General features: G+C 37.2%; 15 protein-coding genes. 8 read left to right on the plus strand and 7 right to left on the minus strand.

The window, feature by feature from the left end; all coding sequences use genetic code 11:
* Nucleotides 1-13: 13 nt before the first annotated feature.
* The 3 genes from AC27G3_RS01805 to rnr all read right to left on the minus strand — a co-directional run bounded on the left by AC27G3_RS01805 (nucleotide 14) and on the right by rnr (nucleotide 4,739).
* On the minus strand, nucleotides 14-1,300 hold the full coding sequence (locus AC27G3_RS01805) for a DUF945 family protein (protein WP_487118219.1): 1,287 nt from the start codon (nucleotides 1,298-1,300) through the stop codon (nucleotides 14-16).
* A gap of 155 nt (nucleotides 1,301-1,455) precedes the next feature.
* A complete protein-coding gene (gene rlmB, locus AC27G3_RS01810; protein ID WP_487118220.1) occupies nucleotides 1,456-2,211 on the minus strand; it encodes a 23S rRNA (guanosine(2251)-2'-O)-methyltransferase RlmB in 756 nt (251 codons plus the stop codon).
* Nucleotides 2,212-2,273: 62 nt separating this feature from the next.
* A complete protein-coding gene (rnr, locus tag AC27G3_RS01815; protein WP_487118222.1) occupies nucleotides 2,274-4,739 on the minus strand; it encodes a ribonuclease R in 2,466 nt (821 codons plus the stop codon).
* Nucleotides 4,740-4,874: 135 nt separating this feature from the next.
* Here rnr and AC27G3_RS01820 point away from each other — a divergent pair, with 135 nt between their 5' ends.
* Nucleotides 4,875-5,279: a hypothetical protein gene (locus AC27G3_RS01820; RefSeq protein ID WP_487118224.1), complete on the plus strand. Its 405-nt coding sequence runs from the start codon at nucleotides 4,875-4,877 to the stop codon at nucleotides 5,277-5,279.
* Nucleotides 5,280-5,328: 49 nt separating this feature from the next.
* Here AC27G3_RS01820 and AC27G3_RS01825 read toward each other — a convergent pair whose 3' ends face one another.
* Complete coding sequence (locus AC27G3_RS01825) at nucleotides 5,329-6,054, minus strand: substrate-binding periplasmic protein (protein ID WP_487118225.1); 726 nt, start codon at nucleotides 6,052-6,054, stop codon at nucleotides 5,329-5,331.
* A 342-nt stretch (nucleotides 6,055-6,396) separates the two neighbouring features.
* Between AC27G3_RS01825 and AC27G3_RS01830 the strand changes: the two genes are divergently transcribed.
* Entirely contained in the window at nucleotides 6,397-6,840 is a 444-nt protein-coding gene (locus AC27G3_RS01830; RefSeq protein WP_487118227.1) for a tellurite resistance TerB family protein, read from the plus strand.
* Nucleotides 6,841-7,046: 206 nt separating this feature from the next.
* On the plus strand, nucleotides 7,047-7,880 hold the full coding sequence (locus tag AC27G3_RS01835) for a CvfB family protein (RefSeq protein ID WP_487118229.1): 834 nt from the start codon (nucleotides 7,047-7,049) through the stop codon (nucleotides 7,878-7,880).
* Between the two features lie 96 nt (nucleotides 7,881-7,976).
* Here AC27G3_RS01835 and AC27G3_RS01840 read toward each other — a convergent pair whose 3' ends face one another.
* The 3 genes from AC27G3_RS01840 to mrcB form a co-directional block, all read right to left on the minus strand.
* A complete protein-coding gene (locus AC27G3_RS01840; protein ID WP_487118231.1) occupies nucleotides 7,977-8,225 on the minus strand; it encodes a DUF4282 domain-containing protein in 249 nt (82 codons plus the stop codon).
* 158 nt (nucleotides 8,226-8,383) lie between these two features.
* Nucleotides 8,384-9,259 carry an ATP-grasp domain-containing protein gene (locus tag AC27G3_RS01845; RefSeq protein ID WP_487118233.1) on the minus strand — a complete coding sequence of 292 codons (876 nt, stop codon included), beginning with the start codon at nucleotides 9,257-9,259 and terminating at the stop codon, nucleotides 8,384-8,386.
* Nucleotides 9,260-9,284: 25 nt separating this feature from the next.
* Nucleotides 9,285-11,627, minus strand: a complete 2,343-nt coding sequence (gene mrcB / locus AC27G3_RS01850; protein ID WP_487118235.1) for a penicillin-binding protein 1B — start codon at nucleotides 11,625-11,627, stop codon at nucleotides 9,285-9,287.
* A gap of 170 nt (nucleotides 11,628-11,797) precedes the next feature.
* Here mrcB and AC27G3_RS01855 point away from each other — a divergent pair, with 170 nt between their 5' ends.
* From AC27G3_RS01855 to AC27G3_RS01875, 5 genes are read left to right on the plus strand one after another with little or no spacing between them, the layout of a single operon-like run.
* Nucleotides 11,798-12,481 carry an ABC transporter ATP-binding protein gene (locus AC27G3_RS01855; RefSeq protein WP_487118237.1) on the plus strand — a complete coding sequence of 228 codons (684 nt, stop codon included), beginning with the start codon at nucleotides 11,798-11,800 and terminating at the stop codon, nucleotides 12,479-12,481.
* Nucleotides 12,466-13,440, plus strand: coding sequence for an HlyD family secretion protein (locus AC27G3_RS01860; protein WP_487118238.1), 975 nt, complete (start codon nucleotides 12,466-12,468; stop codon nucleotides 13,438-13,440). The genes AC27G3_RS01855 and AC27G3_RS01860 overlap by 16 nt, the downstream gene beginning before the upstream one ends.
* Entirely contained in the window at nucleotides 13,430-14,512 is a 1,083-nt protein-coding gene (locus AC27G3_RS01865) for an HlyD family secretion protein (RefSeq protein ID WP_487118240.1), read from the plus strand. Before AC27G3_RS01860 ends, AC27G3_RS01865 begins: the two co-directional genes overlap by 11 nt.
* Nucleotides 14,509-15,723 carry an efflux RND transporter periplasmic adaptor subunit gene (locus AC27G3_RS01870; protein ID WP_487118242.1) on the plus strand — a complete coding sequence of 405 codons (1,215 nt, stop codon included), beginning with the start codon at nucleotides 14,509-14,511 and terminating at the stop codon, nucleotides 15,721-15,723. The genes AC27G3_RS01865 and AC27G3_RS01870 overlap by 4 nt, the downstream gene beginning before the upstream one ends.
* The gene (locus AC27G3_RS01875) at nucleotides 15,723-16,958 is read left to right on the plus strand and encodes an ABC transporter permease (protein ID WP_487118244.1); all 1,236 of its coding nucleotides are present in this window, start codon (nucleotides 15,723-15,725) and stop codon (nucleotides 16,956-16,958) included. Before AC27G3_RS01870 ends, AC27G3_RS01875 begins: the two co-directional genes overlap by 1 nt.
* The last annotated feature ends 64 nt before the right edge of the window (nucleotides 16,959-17,022 follow it).

Consider the following 17,022-nt stretch of genomic DNA (forward strand, 5'->3'; position numbering starts at 1 on the left):
TAAGCTGACAAAATTACATTGGAATAACTTGTCCGTTAACTTGTAGTTGCCCTTGAACAAAGCTAACAGCAAATGATAATTTATTATCTTCTCTTACTAGTAGCCCTTGATCAACATACATATTGATCATTGGGGTTAAACCAAACTTGGCAAATAAAGCCTCTGGTGCATTTCCTTTAGCGTTAGCTTGTAAGGCCATCATAGCGGTCATAAAGTTTGCCGCATCAAATTTATTTTTATCCATGCTAACTTGTAAGTCGGAGATAACCTTTCCTTCAGGTGTTTCAACACTTAAGTCTGTAATTTTAATAACAGGATCTTTTTCTAATAACTTGGCACCAATTGCACTAAGTTTTTGAATATTTTCTTCTGATAACGCTTCTTCAGGGTTTGATGATGATAACTCTGTAAACACTGTGTTTAACTCAGTCATTACATTAACATCTAGATTTTCAAAGACAAACTCAAGGTTAGCATGTTCAAATTTTTGTCCCATCGATTGAATATCATCTATGTGATATACAAAGTTAATATTCATTAGGTCGTTATCAACAGAACTTACGGCTGTCATTAAAACGTTATTAACATTAACAACTTCATTACCTGTTTCATCGTTAACTTTAACGGATGTCATTTTAAAATTGGCATCACCTACCGAAATAGCATCACCTGCGTAATAATCGCCGCGAATCACTTCTTGGTCGATATCCATAGTTACCGGGCCAATAACCACATTAGCATCGCTACTATTAACTTCCATGCCTCCCCATTGGAAGTCTCCAATTAAATGGCGTTTGTTAGCAATACTAATTTCACCTGATGCCGCATGAAACACCATGCTATTACCATCAATTTCTTTAGACATTTCTTCAACATTAATACGTGAAACAACATCTTTTGAAAAAGTAAGTAAGCCAGTGATTTTTATTTTATCTTGAATAAAATCAACTACTTCTTCATCAACACCTAATTCATTCAGATTAAAGGTTGCCGTTGAGTGGCTTAAAGCGAAATGAACGCCATCATCAGCAAATATTATTGGACCAAACAACAGTTTTTCTTCAATTGAAAAGGTGATATCTTCTAGCTCTGCTTCTTGTAAATGCACAGTCATTTCGGTAGTTGCACTACCATTAAACCAGTTAGCTTCAAAACTTTTAGCGCTAACAGTGAACGACTCATTGTTATTCATTTCTGCCAGCATCGCTTGATGCTCAGTTTCGACAACTGAACCAATAAACTTAGGTAAAACTAATGCAGCTCCAACAACAATGCCAAGAGCGGTAACGATTTTTTTCATGGGGTTCCTATCCTTATTATTTTTCCATTGATGATCACGTAGGTGCTAAACCAACTAATATTTTAAAAAGGTAAATTTAACGATCAGAAATATAACGTTTTTTGGTGATATTGTCGATCATTGCCTCTGTTAATTACTGATACGCCTGTAAAATATTACGATAAACGTTGGCGTACTATTTCAAATAAACAAATACCTGTTGCCACCGATACATTTAAGCTAGAAACACTACCTTGCATCGGAAGCTTGACTAATTGGTCGCAGTTTTCTCGAGTTAAACGGCGCATACCTTTACCTTCAGCGCCCATAACTAGCGCCATAGGACCTGGTAATTTTACATCATAAAGGCAGGTATCGGTTTCTCCAGCCGTACCAATAATCCACACACCTTGTTCTTGCAGCGACTTCATGGTTCGCGACAAATTGGTCACTTGAATTAAAGGCACCGATTCAGCAGCGCCTACCGCTACTTTTCTCACAGTACCAGTTAAACGGGCTGCATTATCTTTAGGCACAATGATTGCCTGAACTCCCGCTGCATCAGCGTTACGTAAACACGCCCCTAGATTATGTGGATCAGTTACACCATCGAGAATAAGAAAAAACGGTGATTCTTCCTTGTCCAAAGAACGAGTAATAATATCGTCTAAATCATTTTCATTAAACGTTTTGCCTGCCTGAACCCGAGCCACAACACCTTGATGTTGCTCATTGTCACTTTTTTCATCAAGCACTTTGCGTTGAACTAGTTGTACTGAAATACCATGTTTTTTAGATAAGTTAATTACAGGTTGTAAACGTTCATCATCACGCCCTTTTAGGAGCCATAACTCAATAAAACGTTCTGGAGCACTTTCAATTAATGCATTAACTGCATGAATCCCAAACACTACTTCATCATTTTTTGCCATTTTTTACTCGTTACTTATTACAATTTATTTTCAATTAAATCTTTTTAAAAGATCAACAGTTCCTATGCTTTTTTAGATTTGCGAGCATTTTTTCCAGGACGTTTTTTACGTGCTTTTCTTTTTTCTGCTTTGGGTTTATCAGCCTTAGTCCCTTTACCTTTGGATTGAGACGACGGTTTTTTTTTGCCCGATGTTGGCTCTGATGAACCCGACTTATTTTTTCTTCGGCCTTTGCTCGATTTGTTTGGCTTTAGTTCTTTAGCGTGTTTCACTACCGCCTCTTGACCAGACAAAGATAGATCTATTTTTTTATCATCTAAATTTACCGCTGCCACTTGCACTTCAACAACATCACCAACTCGAAACTTAGCGCCAGTATTTTCACCTGTTAAACACATACGAACATCGTCATAGTGATAATAGTCTCGCCCAAGCGATGTAATATGAACTAACCCTTCAATGTGTAGTTTAGATAAACGCACAAACAAGCCAAAGTTAGTCACCGTTGAAATGACCCCTTCAAATGTATTACCAACGTGATCTTGCATAAACTCACACTTGAGCCAGTCCGCGACATCTCGAGTAGCATCATCAGCACGACGCTCTGTTAAAGAACAATGTTCACCTAATTCAATAACGGCTTCAGGCGTATAGTCAAAATGACCATCATTAGCATTACCGACATTGGTGTCATTCACTTTAAGCGCTTGCTGGTAGAGAATTTCTTTGATAACGCGGTGAACCACTAAATCTGGATAGCGCCTAATCGGCGATGTAAAGTGCGCGTACGATTCTAAAGCTAAACCAAAGTGCCCTAAATTATCACTTTGATATACTGCTTGGCGCATTGAGCGCAGTAACATGGTTTGGATTAACTCTTGATCGGGGCGATTTGCTACAGCCTCTAGAATGTAACCGTAATCACAAGGCTCTGGCTCTTCTTTTTCTTTACCCGTGAAAGGTAAATGTATACCTAACTCAGTTAAATAACTGACAAAATTTTTGTACTTGTCTTCACTCGGTTTGTCATGAACTCTAAACAAACCAGGTTTTTTATGCTTTTCAATAAATTTAGCCGTCGCCACATTGGCTAAAATCATACATTCTTCAATAATTTTATGAGCATCATTGCGAATTAAGGGTTCAATAGTTTCAATTTTACGATCTTCGTTAAAAATAAAACGAGATTCTTCTGTTTCAAATGCGATCGCTCCACGTTTTTGTCTTGCTGCAGATAAGGCAAGATACATTTGATTGAGGTTTTCTAGATCAGGGACTAAGGGTTGATATTCTTGGCGAAGGGTTTCGTCACCATCTAAAATAGCTGCCACTTTCGTGTAAGTAAAGCGTGCATGTGAGCGCATCGTCGCCGAATAAAAAGTAGATCCTGATAACTTCCCTGCCGCGCTAATTGTCATTTCGCAAACCATGCATAAACGCTCAACATCAGGGTTTAGTGAACATAAGCCATTAGAGAGCTTTTCGGGTAACATGGGTATGACTTGGCTGGGGAAGTAAACTGAATTGCCTCTTGCAATCGCCTCTTCATCTAATGCGGTAGAGCCGCGTACATAATAACTAACATCAGCTATTGCTACCCATAAGCGCCAACCGCCACTCTTTTTCGGTTGACAATAAACCGCGTCATCAAAATCTCGTGCATCTTCGCCATCAATTGTCACAAGCGGCAAATTACGTAAGTCTACTCTATCTTTTTTAGCTTCTTCTTCGACTTCGTCAGGAATTGTTGCAACTTCAGCGATGACTTCTGGCGAAAATTGATGTGGTAAATCGTGCTCTCGCAGCGCGATTTCAATTTCCATACCCGGCGCCATATGGTCACCCAAAACCTCAACTATTCTAGCAACCGCATTTGTGCGTTTAGTTGGACGTTTAATAATATCTACCACGACCATTTGCCCATGGCGGGCGCCTAAACGTTGCTCCGGATCTATGAGTATTTCTTGTTTAATACGAGCGTCGTCAGGCATTACCATACAAATATGATGATCGACATAATATCGCCCTACAATTCCTGCTTTTCTAGGTTCAATAACGTCTAATATTTTTATTTCTTTACGACCTTTACGATCAGTGCGGTCAACTAAAATAGCTTCAACTATATCACCATGAAATACGCGCTGCATTTCATGAGAAGAAATATAATAATCTTTCCCTTTTTTAAGAGATGAGGCAGGCTCACCAGTATTTTCTGGCGTATCTGGTGCAAAAAAACCAAAACCATCACGATGACCAATGACTCGACCTGTAAGTTTGCTGTTTTGCGGGGGGATTGCATATTGTTTAAACTTATTGAAAATAAGTTGCCCGCTATTTTCCATGGCACGTAATCGACGTTTTAAACCAATTAATTGGTATTCTTCATCGTATTTTAGTGCTTTGCAGAAAGCTTTAAACGTTAAAGGCATGTCAGACTTTTGCAGTATTTCTAATAAATACTCTCGACTGGCAACAGGCTTTTCATATTTTTGTGCTTCGCGTTTAGCGTGGGGATCTTTTTGGGTCACAGTAAAAGGTCATTGATTTTTTATGGAGTATATCACTTGTTACAAATTTCACCCAATTAGTTAAAAAAAGTTCGCAAAAAAAAATGTAATCCGTGTATTATCGCAACCAAATTTATCTTTTTATGGTTGTAAATAATGAGAAAGTACATTTTAACACTTACTGCGATTGCCGCATTAACCACAGCACCTGCTTATTCTGCCGTTAAAGTAGGTTTAGGTTTCGATCAAGGTTTTGGTGTTACCGCACAATTTAATAATATTAATGCGTTTATTGGTAACGATGGTGCTGCAGTCGATTATGTTTTCAAGCGCGGAAATTTTGGTGATGACGTACCACTTAATTGGTATGTTGCCGGTGGCGCATTTTTAGGTTGGGACCATGGAGCTGGCGTAAGATTGCCTTTAGGTGTATCTATGGCATTTAACTCTAAGTGGGATGCTTATTTACAAGTTCACCCACAATTAGATTTTGATCATGGGGCACATAGCGATACGCATTTCAATCTTGATGCTGGCATTGGTGTTCGTTATCGTTTTTAAATAAAGAAATAGTTTTGCCCAAATAAACCCAGTGGTAAATTACATTGAATTACAGTAAATTTTTCATGTTTTTTTGCCACTTTGCTCTAATTTTTAATAACTCTCCTTGTTGTTCTAACTTGTCCATTGAGTCTTTAAGTACTTCCACTATTTCCGGATCAGTTTGTAGACTACAAGCAAAGTTGAAATCAAGGGTTAACTCTTTAAGTTCAAACACATTTTTATATTTATCTTCATCAGCCTTACTACTCGCTAACCTGCTATTTAGTAAATCACTATTGAGTACCACTAAATCTATATTGCGACTCGGTATATCAAGCAATTTTAATAATGAATCATAGTTATTCACCACATACATGTTTTCATTTTCTACAAAACCATTGTTCAATAAAAAATGATGAGTAACATCGTCTCTAATAACCGCAGTACTATATTGTTTAGCATCATCGAGTTTATTAATCACTAATGGATTGCTCGCAAGACTATAGAGAGAAATAGAACTTTTGGTAATATGACCAACCCATTGAAACATTTTTTGGCGAGAAGGAATGTACGCAAGTGAGTATATACAGGTGTTAGGTTCCTGTTTAGCTCGGTTAAAAGATAAAGACCAAGGGTGTGCCTCAATAACGTATTCGTAACCTGCAGCTTTTAGTACGGCTTCTACAATTTCAGTTGAAAGGCCCCCTACACTATCGTCATTCACAATCTGAAAAGGGGCTAAATGCTCTGTGACTATTGCCAATTTAGCAGCCAACGCATTTCGACAAAGCATAAGAGTGCCAAGTAGCAAAAAACCACTTATAAACTTCTTATTAAACTTGCCCACACACTTCATAGCACTATAAGCCTTATTAGAAGACACATTTGTTTTCAGTTGATTTGTAACTATTTTGTAATCAGATGCCTAATTTAATAGCACATTTAACCGATAAAATTAAGAAAAAACAACCATACTCCCAATATTTGTTGTATTTAGTAACATATAATTGCTTGAATCTTATGCTAATTCGCTTAACAATTATCACGGCAATAACGTTTATAAGCAGCTAAATGTGAAAAATCTGATGCCACTGATTATTATCAATAAAAACATCAATAAAAGCGAGGCTACTCTATGTTATCTAAAATCTCTTTATTTCTAAAATCGCTAGCAGGAGAGCAACCCGATGAGGATAACGAACTATCGTTAGAGTTGGCCTGTGCTGTACTTTTATGTGAAGTGATTCGTGCAGATGGTGAATACACCCAAGAAGAAAAAAATACGCTAAATACCATTATGCAAACCAAGTTTCATTTGTCTCAAAACGAAGCCGTTGAAGTGCTAAATACAGCAACTAGTTTGAGTGAGAATTCTACCGACTTTTATCAATTCACCAACAATATTAACCAACATTATAATCTTGAACAACGCAAAGAAATGGTCTCTCTTTTGTGGGAAATAGCCTACGCAGATGGCAACCTGGCGAGTATTGAAGAACATATTATTCGCAGAATTTCCGACCTATTACACCTTAATCATGGTGAATATATACAAGTTAAGATAAATTCAACCCCTTAACATAGGCGCAATTCCAATTTCATTAATTAGATGACGACTTATATCCAAGAAAAATGACCAACAACTGTATTATTTTACCCCATAGGAATAAGCACATAGTAAGTGAGATTGGTATAAACTGACATTGCATAAAATCATCATACTTATGTATTCTTTTGGTGTTACAATAACGCATTAGTTATTTTATTTATTACGGCATTCATTCCATGGCAAAACTTGGCAAATTTAACCCCCTTGAAGTTATCGCAATTACCGACACAGGCGCTTATTTAGATGCAGGTGACTTAGGTGAAGTTTTACTGCCTAATCGACTTATCCCTGAAAACTGTAAAGTAAAAGACGTACTTAAGGTGTTTTTATATGTCGATAATGCTGATCGTGTTATTGCCACTACTCAAACTCCTTTAGGTCAAGTGGATGAATTTGTGTCCCTTAAAGTAGTGCAAACCAATAAAATGGGTGCTTTTTTAGATTGGGGTTTACCAAAAGATTTATTAGTCCCTTTTAATCAACAACATAGTGCGATGGAAGAAGGAAAATATTACCTTGTTCGTATTTTTCTAGACTTAAAAACTGAACGTTTAGTCGCTTCGAGTAAGCTAGATAAATTTATCGATATTTGGCCAGCACAATATAACAAAGGCGATAAAGTAGAGTTAATTATTGGTAGTAAAACCGATTTAGGCTTTAAAGCGATTATTAATAATCAGCACTGGGGATTGTTATACGATAACGAGATATTTCAACCCTTACGGATCGGTAAAAAGGTGACTGGATATATTAAGCAAATACGCGAAGATGAACGTATTGACCTATCATTAACCCGCACAGGCGAGCGTAAAGTAATGGATTTTAGTGAAAAATTACTTGCTCATATTAGCGAAAACAATGGCCACAGCCCGCTTAATGACAAGAGTGCCCCAGAATTAATTCAGCGTATGTTAGGCGTTAGTAAGAAAACGTTTAAGTCTACAGCAGGTAATTTAAAGAAAAAGGGCTTAATTACTATTGAAAAAGATGGTCTTCGTTTAGTTAAATAAACGATTTCGATTTGCTAAATCATATTAACGAGACAAAGGTTACTGTACAAAAGACTAAATAAAATATTCAAATACATACAGTAACCTCAATTGAGACTATTCAGATTTATTCGCTATTTTTTGTAAATTTTCATGAATTTTAAATAAAACGATTAATAATTCGCACCAAATTCTCGCAAAAATAGCACCACCTATCATAATGCCTAAGCCAGCAAATATACCACCACCGTATTGAGTAAAAATAGAACTGAGCCCTGAAATTAGAGAGGCAATCAATAAGAGCCAATAAACAAAAGTGATTATTTTCGGGGTTAGCATTGAATCAAAGAAAAAAATATCTTTCATGAGTACTTCCTTTTAATTATAACTCCATTGAGGGGTAGCATTAAGCTTTCGGAGTTTAAAAAAGCTAACGGCTAAAATTAAGCAATTGTTACTACTGATATGAAACAATTGCTATATTAAGATACCTTTCCTTAAGACAATTAACAAGTTAGCTGTTTTTATAGCTTCAATCGCTTCATCCTGCGTACCATAGCATCAACAAATCGTTGGGGCGATTGTTCATCAAGGTTAAAATATAACGAAGGCTCTATTAGTTCAGCTTCCATTAACGCAAAACCACTGCAGGTACGAACAAAGTCTAAACGGGCGTACAGTAATGAAGTGTTAATCACTTTAAGTACTTTTTCGGCATGTAACTTTAATGCCGGCTCTGGCATTACTTTTCGGATGAAACCGCCGAATTCTTCTTGAACACGATAATCATTTTGTTGAGGTGTTTTTAAAATAGCGTGACTGAATTGATCATCAAAATAAAACAATGAAAATTCACCTTCTTCGATAATTTCAGGTATAAAAGGTTGTACCATAAAATCTCGTTGATGAAACTTAGCCAATAGCAGTTGTTCTTGCTCAATCGCTTGCTCTAACGTCAATCGATATGTGTCAAACGCGCCAGCACTAACACACGGCTTAATGACAATTTCATGGCTACTAAGTTGAGAAAAATAAGCCGTAATATCGTCCTGCTTAATATCATTACACCAAAGGGTTGGTACAATTTCAATACCGTCGTTATGTAAAGCACGAAGGTATTTTTTATCAATATTCCATTGAATAATATTTAAGGGGTTGTCTAAATGAGCACTTGAGTCGTCAATTTTTTCTAGAACGCGTAAAAATGCTTGGCAATCAAGTTGATAATCCCATGGAGAGCGCACCATCACTAATTGATAATCATCCCAACATATTCCTTTAGCTCGCCATGAAAGCGTATCGCAATGCCAACCCGCATTATTTAAAGGCTCTATAAGTAAGTTATCACTTACTTCATATTCAGAGCAATCATCCATCGACAATATAACGCATTTTTTCATAATGCTTTCCTCATAGTAGATTGTGTTAACCACCAAACAGTCGTTCTAACCATGAACGTTCTCGTTGCTTCAAACAAACATCGCTCACTTTTATACCTGCGATAATTGCCGGATACTCAATTGTATGACTGCAATTGTCGGTTACCGCATTACCACTTTCTTTTTCAAATAAGGTAAGCGCAACCGCATTGGGCATGTTTACCTCTTTATTTGTGACCCCTTGTCGTTTCATAAAATCGGCAAACATTACCAGTGCGCCGCTACTTCCTGTTAACTTTGTCGGCTTATTATCATCTCTGCCTAACCAAGTAGTGACTAAATGTTGTTTGTCATAGCCAACAAACCAACTATCGCGTAAATCATTACTTGTTCCTGTTTTACCTGCTATTTGAGAGTCTGATAAACGCCAAGATAATGAACGCGCTGTTCCTGTTTGAGTCACTTGTGTTAATGCATAATCAAGTAAGTAAGCCCCGTTAGTTGAAAGGCGTTGTTCTGCAATATTATTATTTTGCCATAGTACTTCACCACTCCCTGATAACACTCTTGTAATAGCATGTTGTTGCTGATAGTTACCTTGTGCTGCAATAGGTAAATACAGTTGATTGACTTGCAAAGGCGACATATCAACAGCCCCCAATAACATTGACGGACGCGTAGTAATATCTTCATCAAACCCTAGTAAGTGCATAGCTTTAGCAATATTATCTAACCCTAACTTCATTCCTAAGTTAACGGTCGGAACATTTAACGAATAAACTAAGCCATCGATTAATGGCACCTGACCTTGGTATTGCCCATTATAATTTTTAGGTTGCCATTTTTTACCTGCGTCACTGGTTAAAGTGATCGCTTTATCTTCTAGAACTGTGGCGAAATTATATTGCTCAAAACGCTCTAAAGCGGCCAAGTAAATAGCCGGTTTAATTAGCGAACCAATAGGTCGTTGTGCATATAATGCGCGGTTGAATCCAGCATACCCTTTTTCTTTGCCCCCCACTAAGGCACGAATTTCACCACTTTTAATATCTGTTACTATCATTGCCGCTTGTAACTGGCTTTGTTGATGCGTTTTTTCTAACAGCGGAATTTGTTCTGCCACGGTTTGTTCAAGATTTTGCTGTATTTGATGTGAAAACCCAGTAAAAACACGAATTCCAGATTGTTGAGCAACATCTGAAATATATTGAGACACCTCACTCGTTACTAGCTGCAAATAAGCAGGGTATTTGTTTTTAGCAACCCGACGAGACTTTCTAATACCCAGCCCTGACTCTACGGCTTGCTCAAAATCATTTCTCGATAAAAAGTGTTGCTCAAACATTAATCGCAATACTAAATCTCGTCGCTGCTTGGCTCGCTCTGGATGACGCCAAGGATCGTAATAACTCGGCCCCTTTACTTGGCCAATTAAGAGCGCCATTTGCTGCACGTTCAGTTGGGCAATGTTTTTACCAAAGTAAAATTTACTCGCAAGACCAAACCCATAAATACCGTTAGCATAATGCTGCCCTAGATATACTTCATTGATATAGGCTTCAAGCAATTGATCTTTGCTATAACGGTACTCAAGAATTAGCGCCATTAACGCTTCTTTTACTTTTCTGGTGATAGTGCGCTCTCGAGTAAGGTACATATTTTTAACGAGCTGCTGGGTTAGAGTACTTCCTCCTTGCACCGTTCTCCCTGCCCGAACATTATTAATTAATGCCCTTAATATACCTAATGGAGAAACCCCATGATGAAAATAAAAATCGCGATCTTCAACTAATAATAAGGTATCTAACAATTTCTCAGGGACTGTTTCTAACGCCACCAGCACCCTGTCTTCTTTATTGTCAGGTAAAATACGGTCCACTAAAATGGGCTCAAGCTGAATATGCCTAACAGGTGTATGTTCTACTAGCAGTGACGCGATTTTATCATCATCCATTGCTACTGTTATTTTTTGAGCAGGAACAAGCCCGTGGCCAAAATTGAATGATCGACGATAAAAAATTATTTTTTGACTCGATTGTTCAAACTGCCCTGGTTGCCTTACTTTCGCGACCTTTTGATAACCACTTAATTTAAGCGATTTCGCTAACATGGCTAATGAATAATGCTCCGAGACAGAAAGCATTTTTATTTCACCGAACACCTGAACAGGTACTTGCCAACGTTGCCCTTCAAAGGTTTCGCGCACTTTTCCATCTAGATAAATCACATATAAACTCAAGGCAAAAAGGCATATCACGAAAAGTTTAACTAGCGTAGTAATAACCCACAGCATGCGAGACTTCACAACAGCATCATTTTTTGCAGGTTGCTTTTTGGCTGAATTGGTCTTTTTAGTAGGATTTTTTTTCACATTTTTTTTATCGGACATAAAACTTGATAGGTGGTAAAAATTAGCCCATAAAGCTTACCACAACTGTATATATAGACAATAGTAAGCATGATTAGCCTAGTTTATTTGTAACAAAAAATTAATTGCCATTGTTCTAACATGATTTGTTTCGTATATTGCATACACAAAGAAAAATGGACGACATAACTATGATCAGGATTGATAATATTTGCCGCACTTATGGCAATGGCGAAACAAAAGTGAATGCCTTATCCAACATTACCCTTTCCATAAAAGAAAATGAATTTGTAGCAGTAATGGGGACTTCTGGCTCAGGTAAGTCAACCTTAATGAGTATTTTAGGTTGTTTAGATACTCCAACTTCTGGCGATTATTTATTATCTGGCGAATCCGTTAAAGACATTGACGATATTGCCTTATCTAAAATTAGAAATACAAAAATCGGCTTTATTTTTCAAAGCTTTCATTTACTCCCCCGACTTACTGCTTTACAAAATGTCATACTACCTCTGCGCTACACAGATATTTTTCAAGAAGAAGCTGAACAACGCGGTATGGAAATGCTAGAAAAGGTTGGCTTAGCAAGTCGCTCTCATCACAAACCTAATGAAATGTCTGGAGGTCAACGCCAAAGAGTAGCTATTGCACGCGCTCTGGTTAATTACCCTAAAGTTATTTTTGCTGATGAACCGACCGGTAACTTAGACAGTAAAACTTCTATCGATATTATGAACTTGTTAACTCAATTACATAACCAAGGACAAACTATCGTGATGGTCACACACGAAGAAGATATTGCCGCTTATGCTTTAAGAACAATACGCATGCAAGATGGACTAGTGATTGAGGATAAAACATGTACCAAGCAATAGTTTTACTCCTGCTATTTATTATAAATTTTCCAGCATTAGCGTTAGAAACATTTTTACTTTCAGGACAAATTAAAGCGAGCGATAATCAAAGCTTTTTTTCACCCAAAAGCGATTCCTGGCAAGTACAGGTTCAGTGGATATTGCCCGAAGGAGACATTGCTCAAAAAGGCGATTTAGTGGTTGTTTTCGACAGTGGCTCTATTCAAAGCAACATAGAGCAAGAAGAAGTCTCACTCATCAGTGCACAGGAAGAATTACATCGTATAAAAACGGCTAACGAACAAGGCCTATTAGAAGCACTGTACGCAGAAAAGCGCAGTGCATTAGTGTTAGAAAAGACAAAAATTGATGCCAGCATAGGCTTAGCGCACATTAGTCGTTATGATCATGAAAAGTACCAATTAGACTATGAAAAAGCCGTTATCGACAATGCTAAAAATAAAGAAACATTAAAACAAACTATTTTAGCGAATAAAGTGGCGGTAAAAAAGCAAGAAATCACCTTAAAAAAGCATCAAGACAAGCTTAAATACAACCAAAAAGTGCTCGAAAAAATGAGCTTACGTGCTCAACGTACAGGCCCCGTACTTTATGCTAACCATCCTTGGACAGGTGAAAAAATCTATGTCGGTGTCACTGCACAACCCGGTTGGAAAATAGTAGAAATACCTTCACTTAATGGCATGTACATTGAAGCATGGGTACATGAAGTTGATTATAAGCGATTAACCTTAGGCGATACCGCTAAACTCACCTTCGATGCATTTTCACAACAGCCACTAACGGCCAAACTGTCAAAAATATCCACACAACCTGAAGAGCGTAAAGAATGGGGTAATGATGTTTATTTTCGTACTCAATTTGATTTTATTAATAATGAAAACTTAACCTTATTACCGGGCATGAGTGCACAATTAGAATTTTCAACGACTCAACCAGGGGCTATTAATGAACAATAACACACCATTAACAATCGCCGCTTTAATGACGAGCCTTGCCTTACTCTCACAGGCATGTAGCCAAGCTTCTGTTGAAAAAAATAACAGCCAAGTCATACCTTCGACCACCGCAAGCAACACTATTACCGCAAGTGGCGAATTAGAATCTAAAACTACCGCAATAATTGGCCCTCCTTCAGTTTCTCGTATGTGGCAATATCAAATTAAGCAATTAATACCTGAAAACACCAAAGTAAAAAAAGGTGATGTTATTGCCGCTTTCGACAGTAAAAAAGTATCTGATCGGTTAGTAGATAAAAAAGCTGATCTTAATACCGCAAAAAAAGAATTAGAAAACAAAAGACTAAAAGAGATTCAAAATGAGCAAAGCCTCATTTTAGCTGTGGCTGAAAAGCAAATGGAGTTTGAAAAAGCTAAACGAAAATTTGAAATTGTTGATCAATCTCGTTCTGAGAATGATCGCAGAAAAGCTGAGATAGACCATACCATTGCTGAAAACGATTTATTTTTAGCGCAAAAAAAGTTGGCATTTCATTACGACAATACGCAATTAAATTTGAAATTAGCACAAGCAAAAGTTAACCGAATTACTAATAAGGTTAATGGTATTCAAAATGATATAAAAAAATTAACCGTCATTGCTCCTATTGACGGCATGGTGATCTACAAAGAAAAGTATGACGGTGAAAAACCAGCAGTAGGAGAAAGTATTAACTTTGGTCAGCCTATAATCGAGTTAGCCGTTATTGAAGAAATGCAGTTAAAAGCACAAATTGCAGAACCAGATAGTGGAAAAATAGCAATAGGCCAAAAAGTAAAAGTGAGTTTAGACAGCACACAGGAACTTGTTGTACAAGGGACAATTGTATCATTAGGGAGAGTATTTAGAGACAACTCAGCACAAGATAAAAAACGTATTATCGATGTAATTATTGAGTTTGATGAGCCCGATAACAACATTATGCGTCCAGGAATGACGGCAAGAATTGAAATTACCATTGATAAAGTCGCTGAACTCGCAAAAAGCTCAAGCAATACTAGCCCCATACAAGGAAGTCAGGCATCACTATGAACAAACAACGATTAACATCTCTTTTATATTTTCCAGTAACATTAAGCACCTGTTTGTTATTGCTAAACGCTTGCTCTTCTGAAAAAGAAATGCCCTTACTATACCAAGTAGAAGAGCTCGATTTTGTGGTTAGCGTACCAGCAAAAGGTGAATTATTTTCATCAAAAGCGACCGTAATTAGCGCCCCAATGTCCAGACGAGGCATGCAAAATATTGCTTGGTTAGCACCTGAATTTTCTTTGGTAAAAAAAGGCGACGTTATTGCACGCTTTGACGGGGAAGCAATGTCTAAAGAACAGTACGAAAAACAACTCGATTTAGAGATTAATTTACAAGAAATAATTGAAAAAGACGGTATGTTAAACTTACAACTCGAAGAAATTAATAAAGACATAGGCCTAATTTCACAAGAAACACAGTTCGCTAAAAACTTTACCATTGACGATGTACGCATTCGCGCCAAAATTGAAATTTTAGATGAACTACAAAATACTGAATTCTTACTCGCTAAAGAGGAATATCTTAACTGGCAAAGCGAACAATTTAATAAAAGCTCAGAAGGCGAAATGGGCTTGTTGACCATGAAAAAACAGCAAAGCCAAGAGAAATTGCAACAACTCAACGACAGTTTGTCTCAACTTGAAGTAAAAGCACCTCATGATGGTCTGCTGACTTATCAAGCTAATTGGCGAGGAGAAAAGCCCCGCGCAGGTCAATCAATTTGGCCAGGAAGTAAAATAGCTGAACTTCCCGATACTAGCGAAATGAAAGCAAAATTATTTGTTTTTGAAAACGAAGCAATCAACCTAAGTGTAGATAAGAACGTGAATTTTTATCTTAACGCCTATTCAGATTTAACTTTTAACGGTAAAATTGAATCGATTGCACAATTTCCTCAATCGATAAAACGTGGTGATCCTCAAAAATATTTCGAAGTCATTGTTACCCTTGAAAAACAACAAGCTAAACTTTTTGTCCCCGGCAGAAAACTACAAGCAACCATAAAGATTTCCCATCAAAAAAAGCAAATTATTATTCCACTGCAGAGTGTATTCACCAATGAACAACAATCGTTTGTTTATTTATATGAAAACGGTGCATATACACAAACGCCTGTAAAACTCGGTGAAGTAAGTTTAAGTCATGTCACTGTCAGTGCTGGTTTAAAAGCGGGTCAACAAATCGCATTAACAGACATGGGGCATAGCTAATGAAGATTATCGCGCTTTTTATTGATGCTTTTAGCGAGCTTGCTCAACACAAACTTCGTACGCTATTAACTTTACTCGGAATGATTTTCGGTGTTGGTGCCGTTATAGCCATGTTAAATATTGGCGAAGGTGCTGAAAAAGAAGCCATGAAAATGATCAGTACTATGGGCTTACATAATTTAATTATTGAAGCAAAAACCTTTGAAGAACAAGAGTTAAAAGAACAACGAAAACACTCTTCAGGTTTAAGTATTAGAGACGGTGAAATAAGCGAACGTTCACTGCCTTTTGTGGAATCATTTAGTGCGCAAAAACTCATTGAAACTTATATTATTTTCAGCGCACACGGTAAGAGTGATGGCGAAGCCGTTGGTGTAAGTCCGAGTTTTTTTAATTTATCGCAATTTAACTTAGCTACAGGGCGAACGTTGAATGAACGCGATGATAAAAATTTTTCACAAGTCACCTTATTAGGAGCTTCAACCGCAAAACAATTATTTCCTCAAGGTAATGCTGTTGGTCAAAATATAAAAATTAATCATTTATGGTTTAAAGTGGTGGGCGTATTACAAGCGCCATTTTTAAAAAAAGAAGCCTTTCAAGGCATTAAACTGGGCGGTGAACAACACCAAGTTTTTGTCCCACTTAAAACCGCTATCCATAAATTTCCAAGTAAACATTTAAGCAGTGAAGTCAGCAGTATTAAATTGAAGCTAGGTGATGATATTAACCCTATTGCAGCAGCAAAAGCAGTGAGTCATTTATTAGATCGTCGACACAATGATGTTGATGATTATAACTTAATTGTTCCCGCTGCCTTGTTAGCCCAACAAAAGCAAACCCAACAAATATTTAATATTGTTATGTCATGCGTCGCAGGTATTTCACTGCTTGTCGGCGGTATTGGTATTATGAACATCATGCTTGCCACTGTATTAGAAAGAACCAAAGAAATTGGTTTATTACGCGCTATTGGCGCAACACAAAAAGATATTCAACTACAGTTTATTTCAGAGAGTTTTACCATTTCTATTATGGGTGGGATCTTAGGTGTTATATTTGGATTAGTTTTATCTGAACTTATCGCCCTGTACTCACAATGGTCAGTATCATGGTCGATTAACGCGATTTTATTATCCTTTAGCATTTGTGCATTAGTTGGATTAATTTTTGGTGTCTATCCAGCGATAAAAGCCTCTAAACTAAACCCTATAGATGCTTTACAAAGCGACTAATTAACCAAAGATGCATCACTTTCGCCTAATATTTACCTTTATTAGGCGAAAAACTCTATACTGG

It is taken from the genome of Colwellia sp. SU-HH01217, assembly GCF_057543495.1.

Coding starts and splice junctions, on each gene's coding strand:
- AC27G3_RS01805 (WP_487118219.1), bottom strand. CDS start 1,300: ATGAAAAAAATCGTTACCGCTCTTGGCATTGTTGTTGGAGCTGCATTA.
- rlmB (WP_487118220.1), bottom strand. CDS start 2,211: ATGGCAAAAAATGATGAAGTAGTGTTTGGGATTCATGCAGTTAATGCA.
- AC27G3_RS01820 (WP_487118224.1), top strand. CDS start 4,875: ATGAGAAAGTACATTTTAACACTTACTGCGATTGCCGCATTAACCACA.
- AC27G3_RS01825 (WP_487118225.1), bottom strand. CDS start 6,054: ATGCTTTGTCGAAATGCGTTGGCTGCTAAATTGGCAATAGTCACAGAG.
- AC27G3_RS01830 (WP_487118227.1), top strand. CDS start 6,397: ATGTTATCTAAAATCTCTTTATTTCTAAAATCGCTAGCAGGAGAGCAA.
- AC27G3_RS01835 (WP_487118229.1), top strand. CDS start 7,047: ATGGCAAAACTTGGCAAATTTAACCCCCTTGAAGTTATCGCAATTACC.
- AC27G3_RS01840 (WP_487118231.1), bottom strand. CDS start 8,225: ATGAAAGATATTTTTTTCTTTGATTCAATGCTAACCCCGAAAATAATC.
- AC27G3_RS01845 (WP_487118233.1), bottom strand. CDS start 9,259: ATGAAAAAATGCGTTATATTGTCGATGGATGATTGCTCTGAATATGAA.
- mrcB (WP_487118235.1), bottom strand. CDS start 11,627: ATGTCCGATAAAAAAAATGTGAAAAAAAATCCTACTAAAAAGACCAAT.
- AC27G3_RS01855 (WP_487118237.1), top strand. CDS start 11,798: ATGATCAGGATTGATAATATTTGCCGCACTTATGGCAATGGCGAAACA.
- AC27G3_RS01860 (WP_487118238.1), top strand. CDS start 12,466: ATGTACCAAGCAATAGTTTTACTCCTGCTATTTATTATAAATTTTCCA.
- AC27G3_RS01865 (WP_487118240.1), top strand. CDS start 13,430: ATGAACAATAACACACCATTAACAATCGCCGCTTTAATGACGAGCCTT.
- AC27G3_RS01870 (WP_487118242.1), top strand. CDS start 14,509: ATGAACAAACAACGATTAACATCTCTTTTATATTTTCCAGTAACATTA.
- AC27G3_RS01875 (WP_487118244.1), top strand. CDS start 15,723: ATGAAGATTATCGCGCTTTTTATTGATGCTTTTAGCGAGCTTGCTCAA.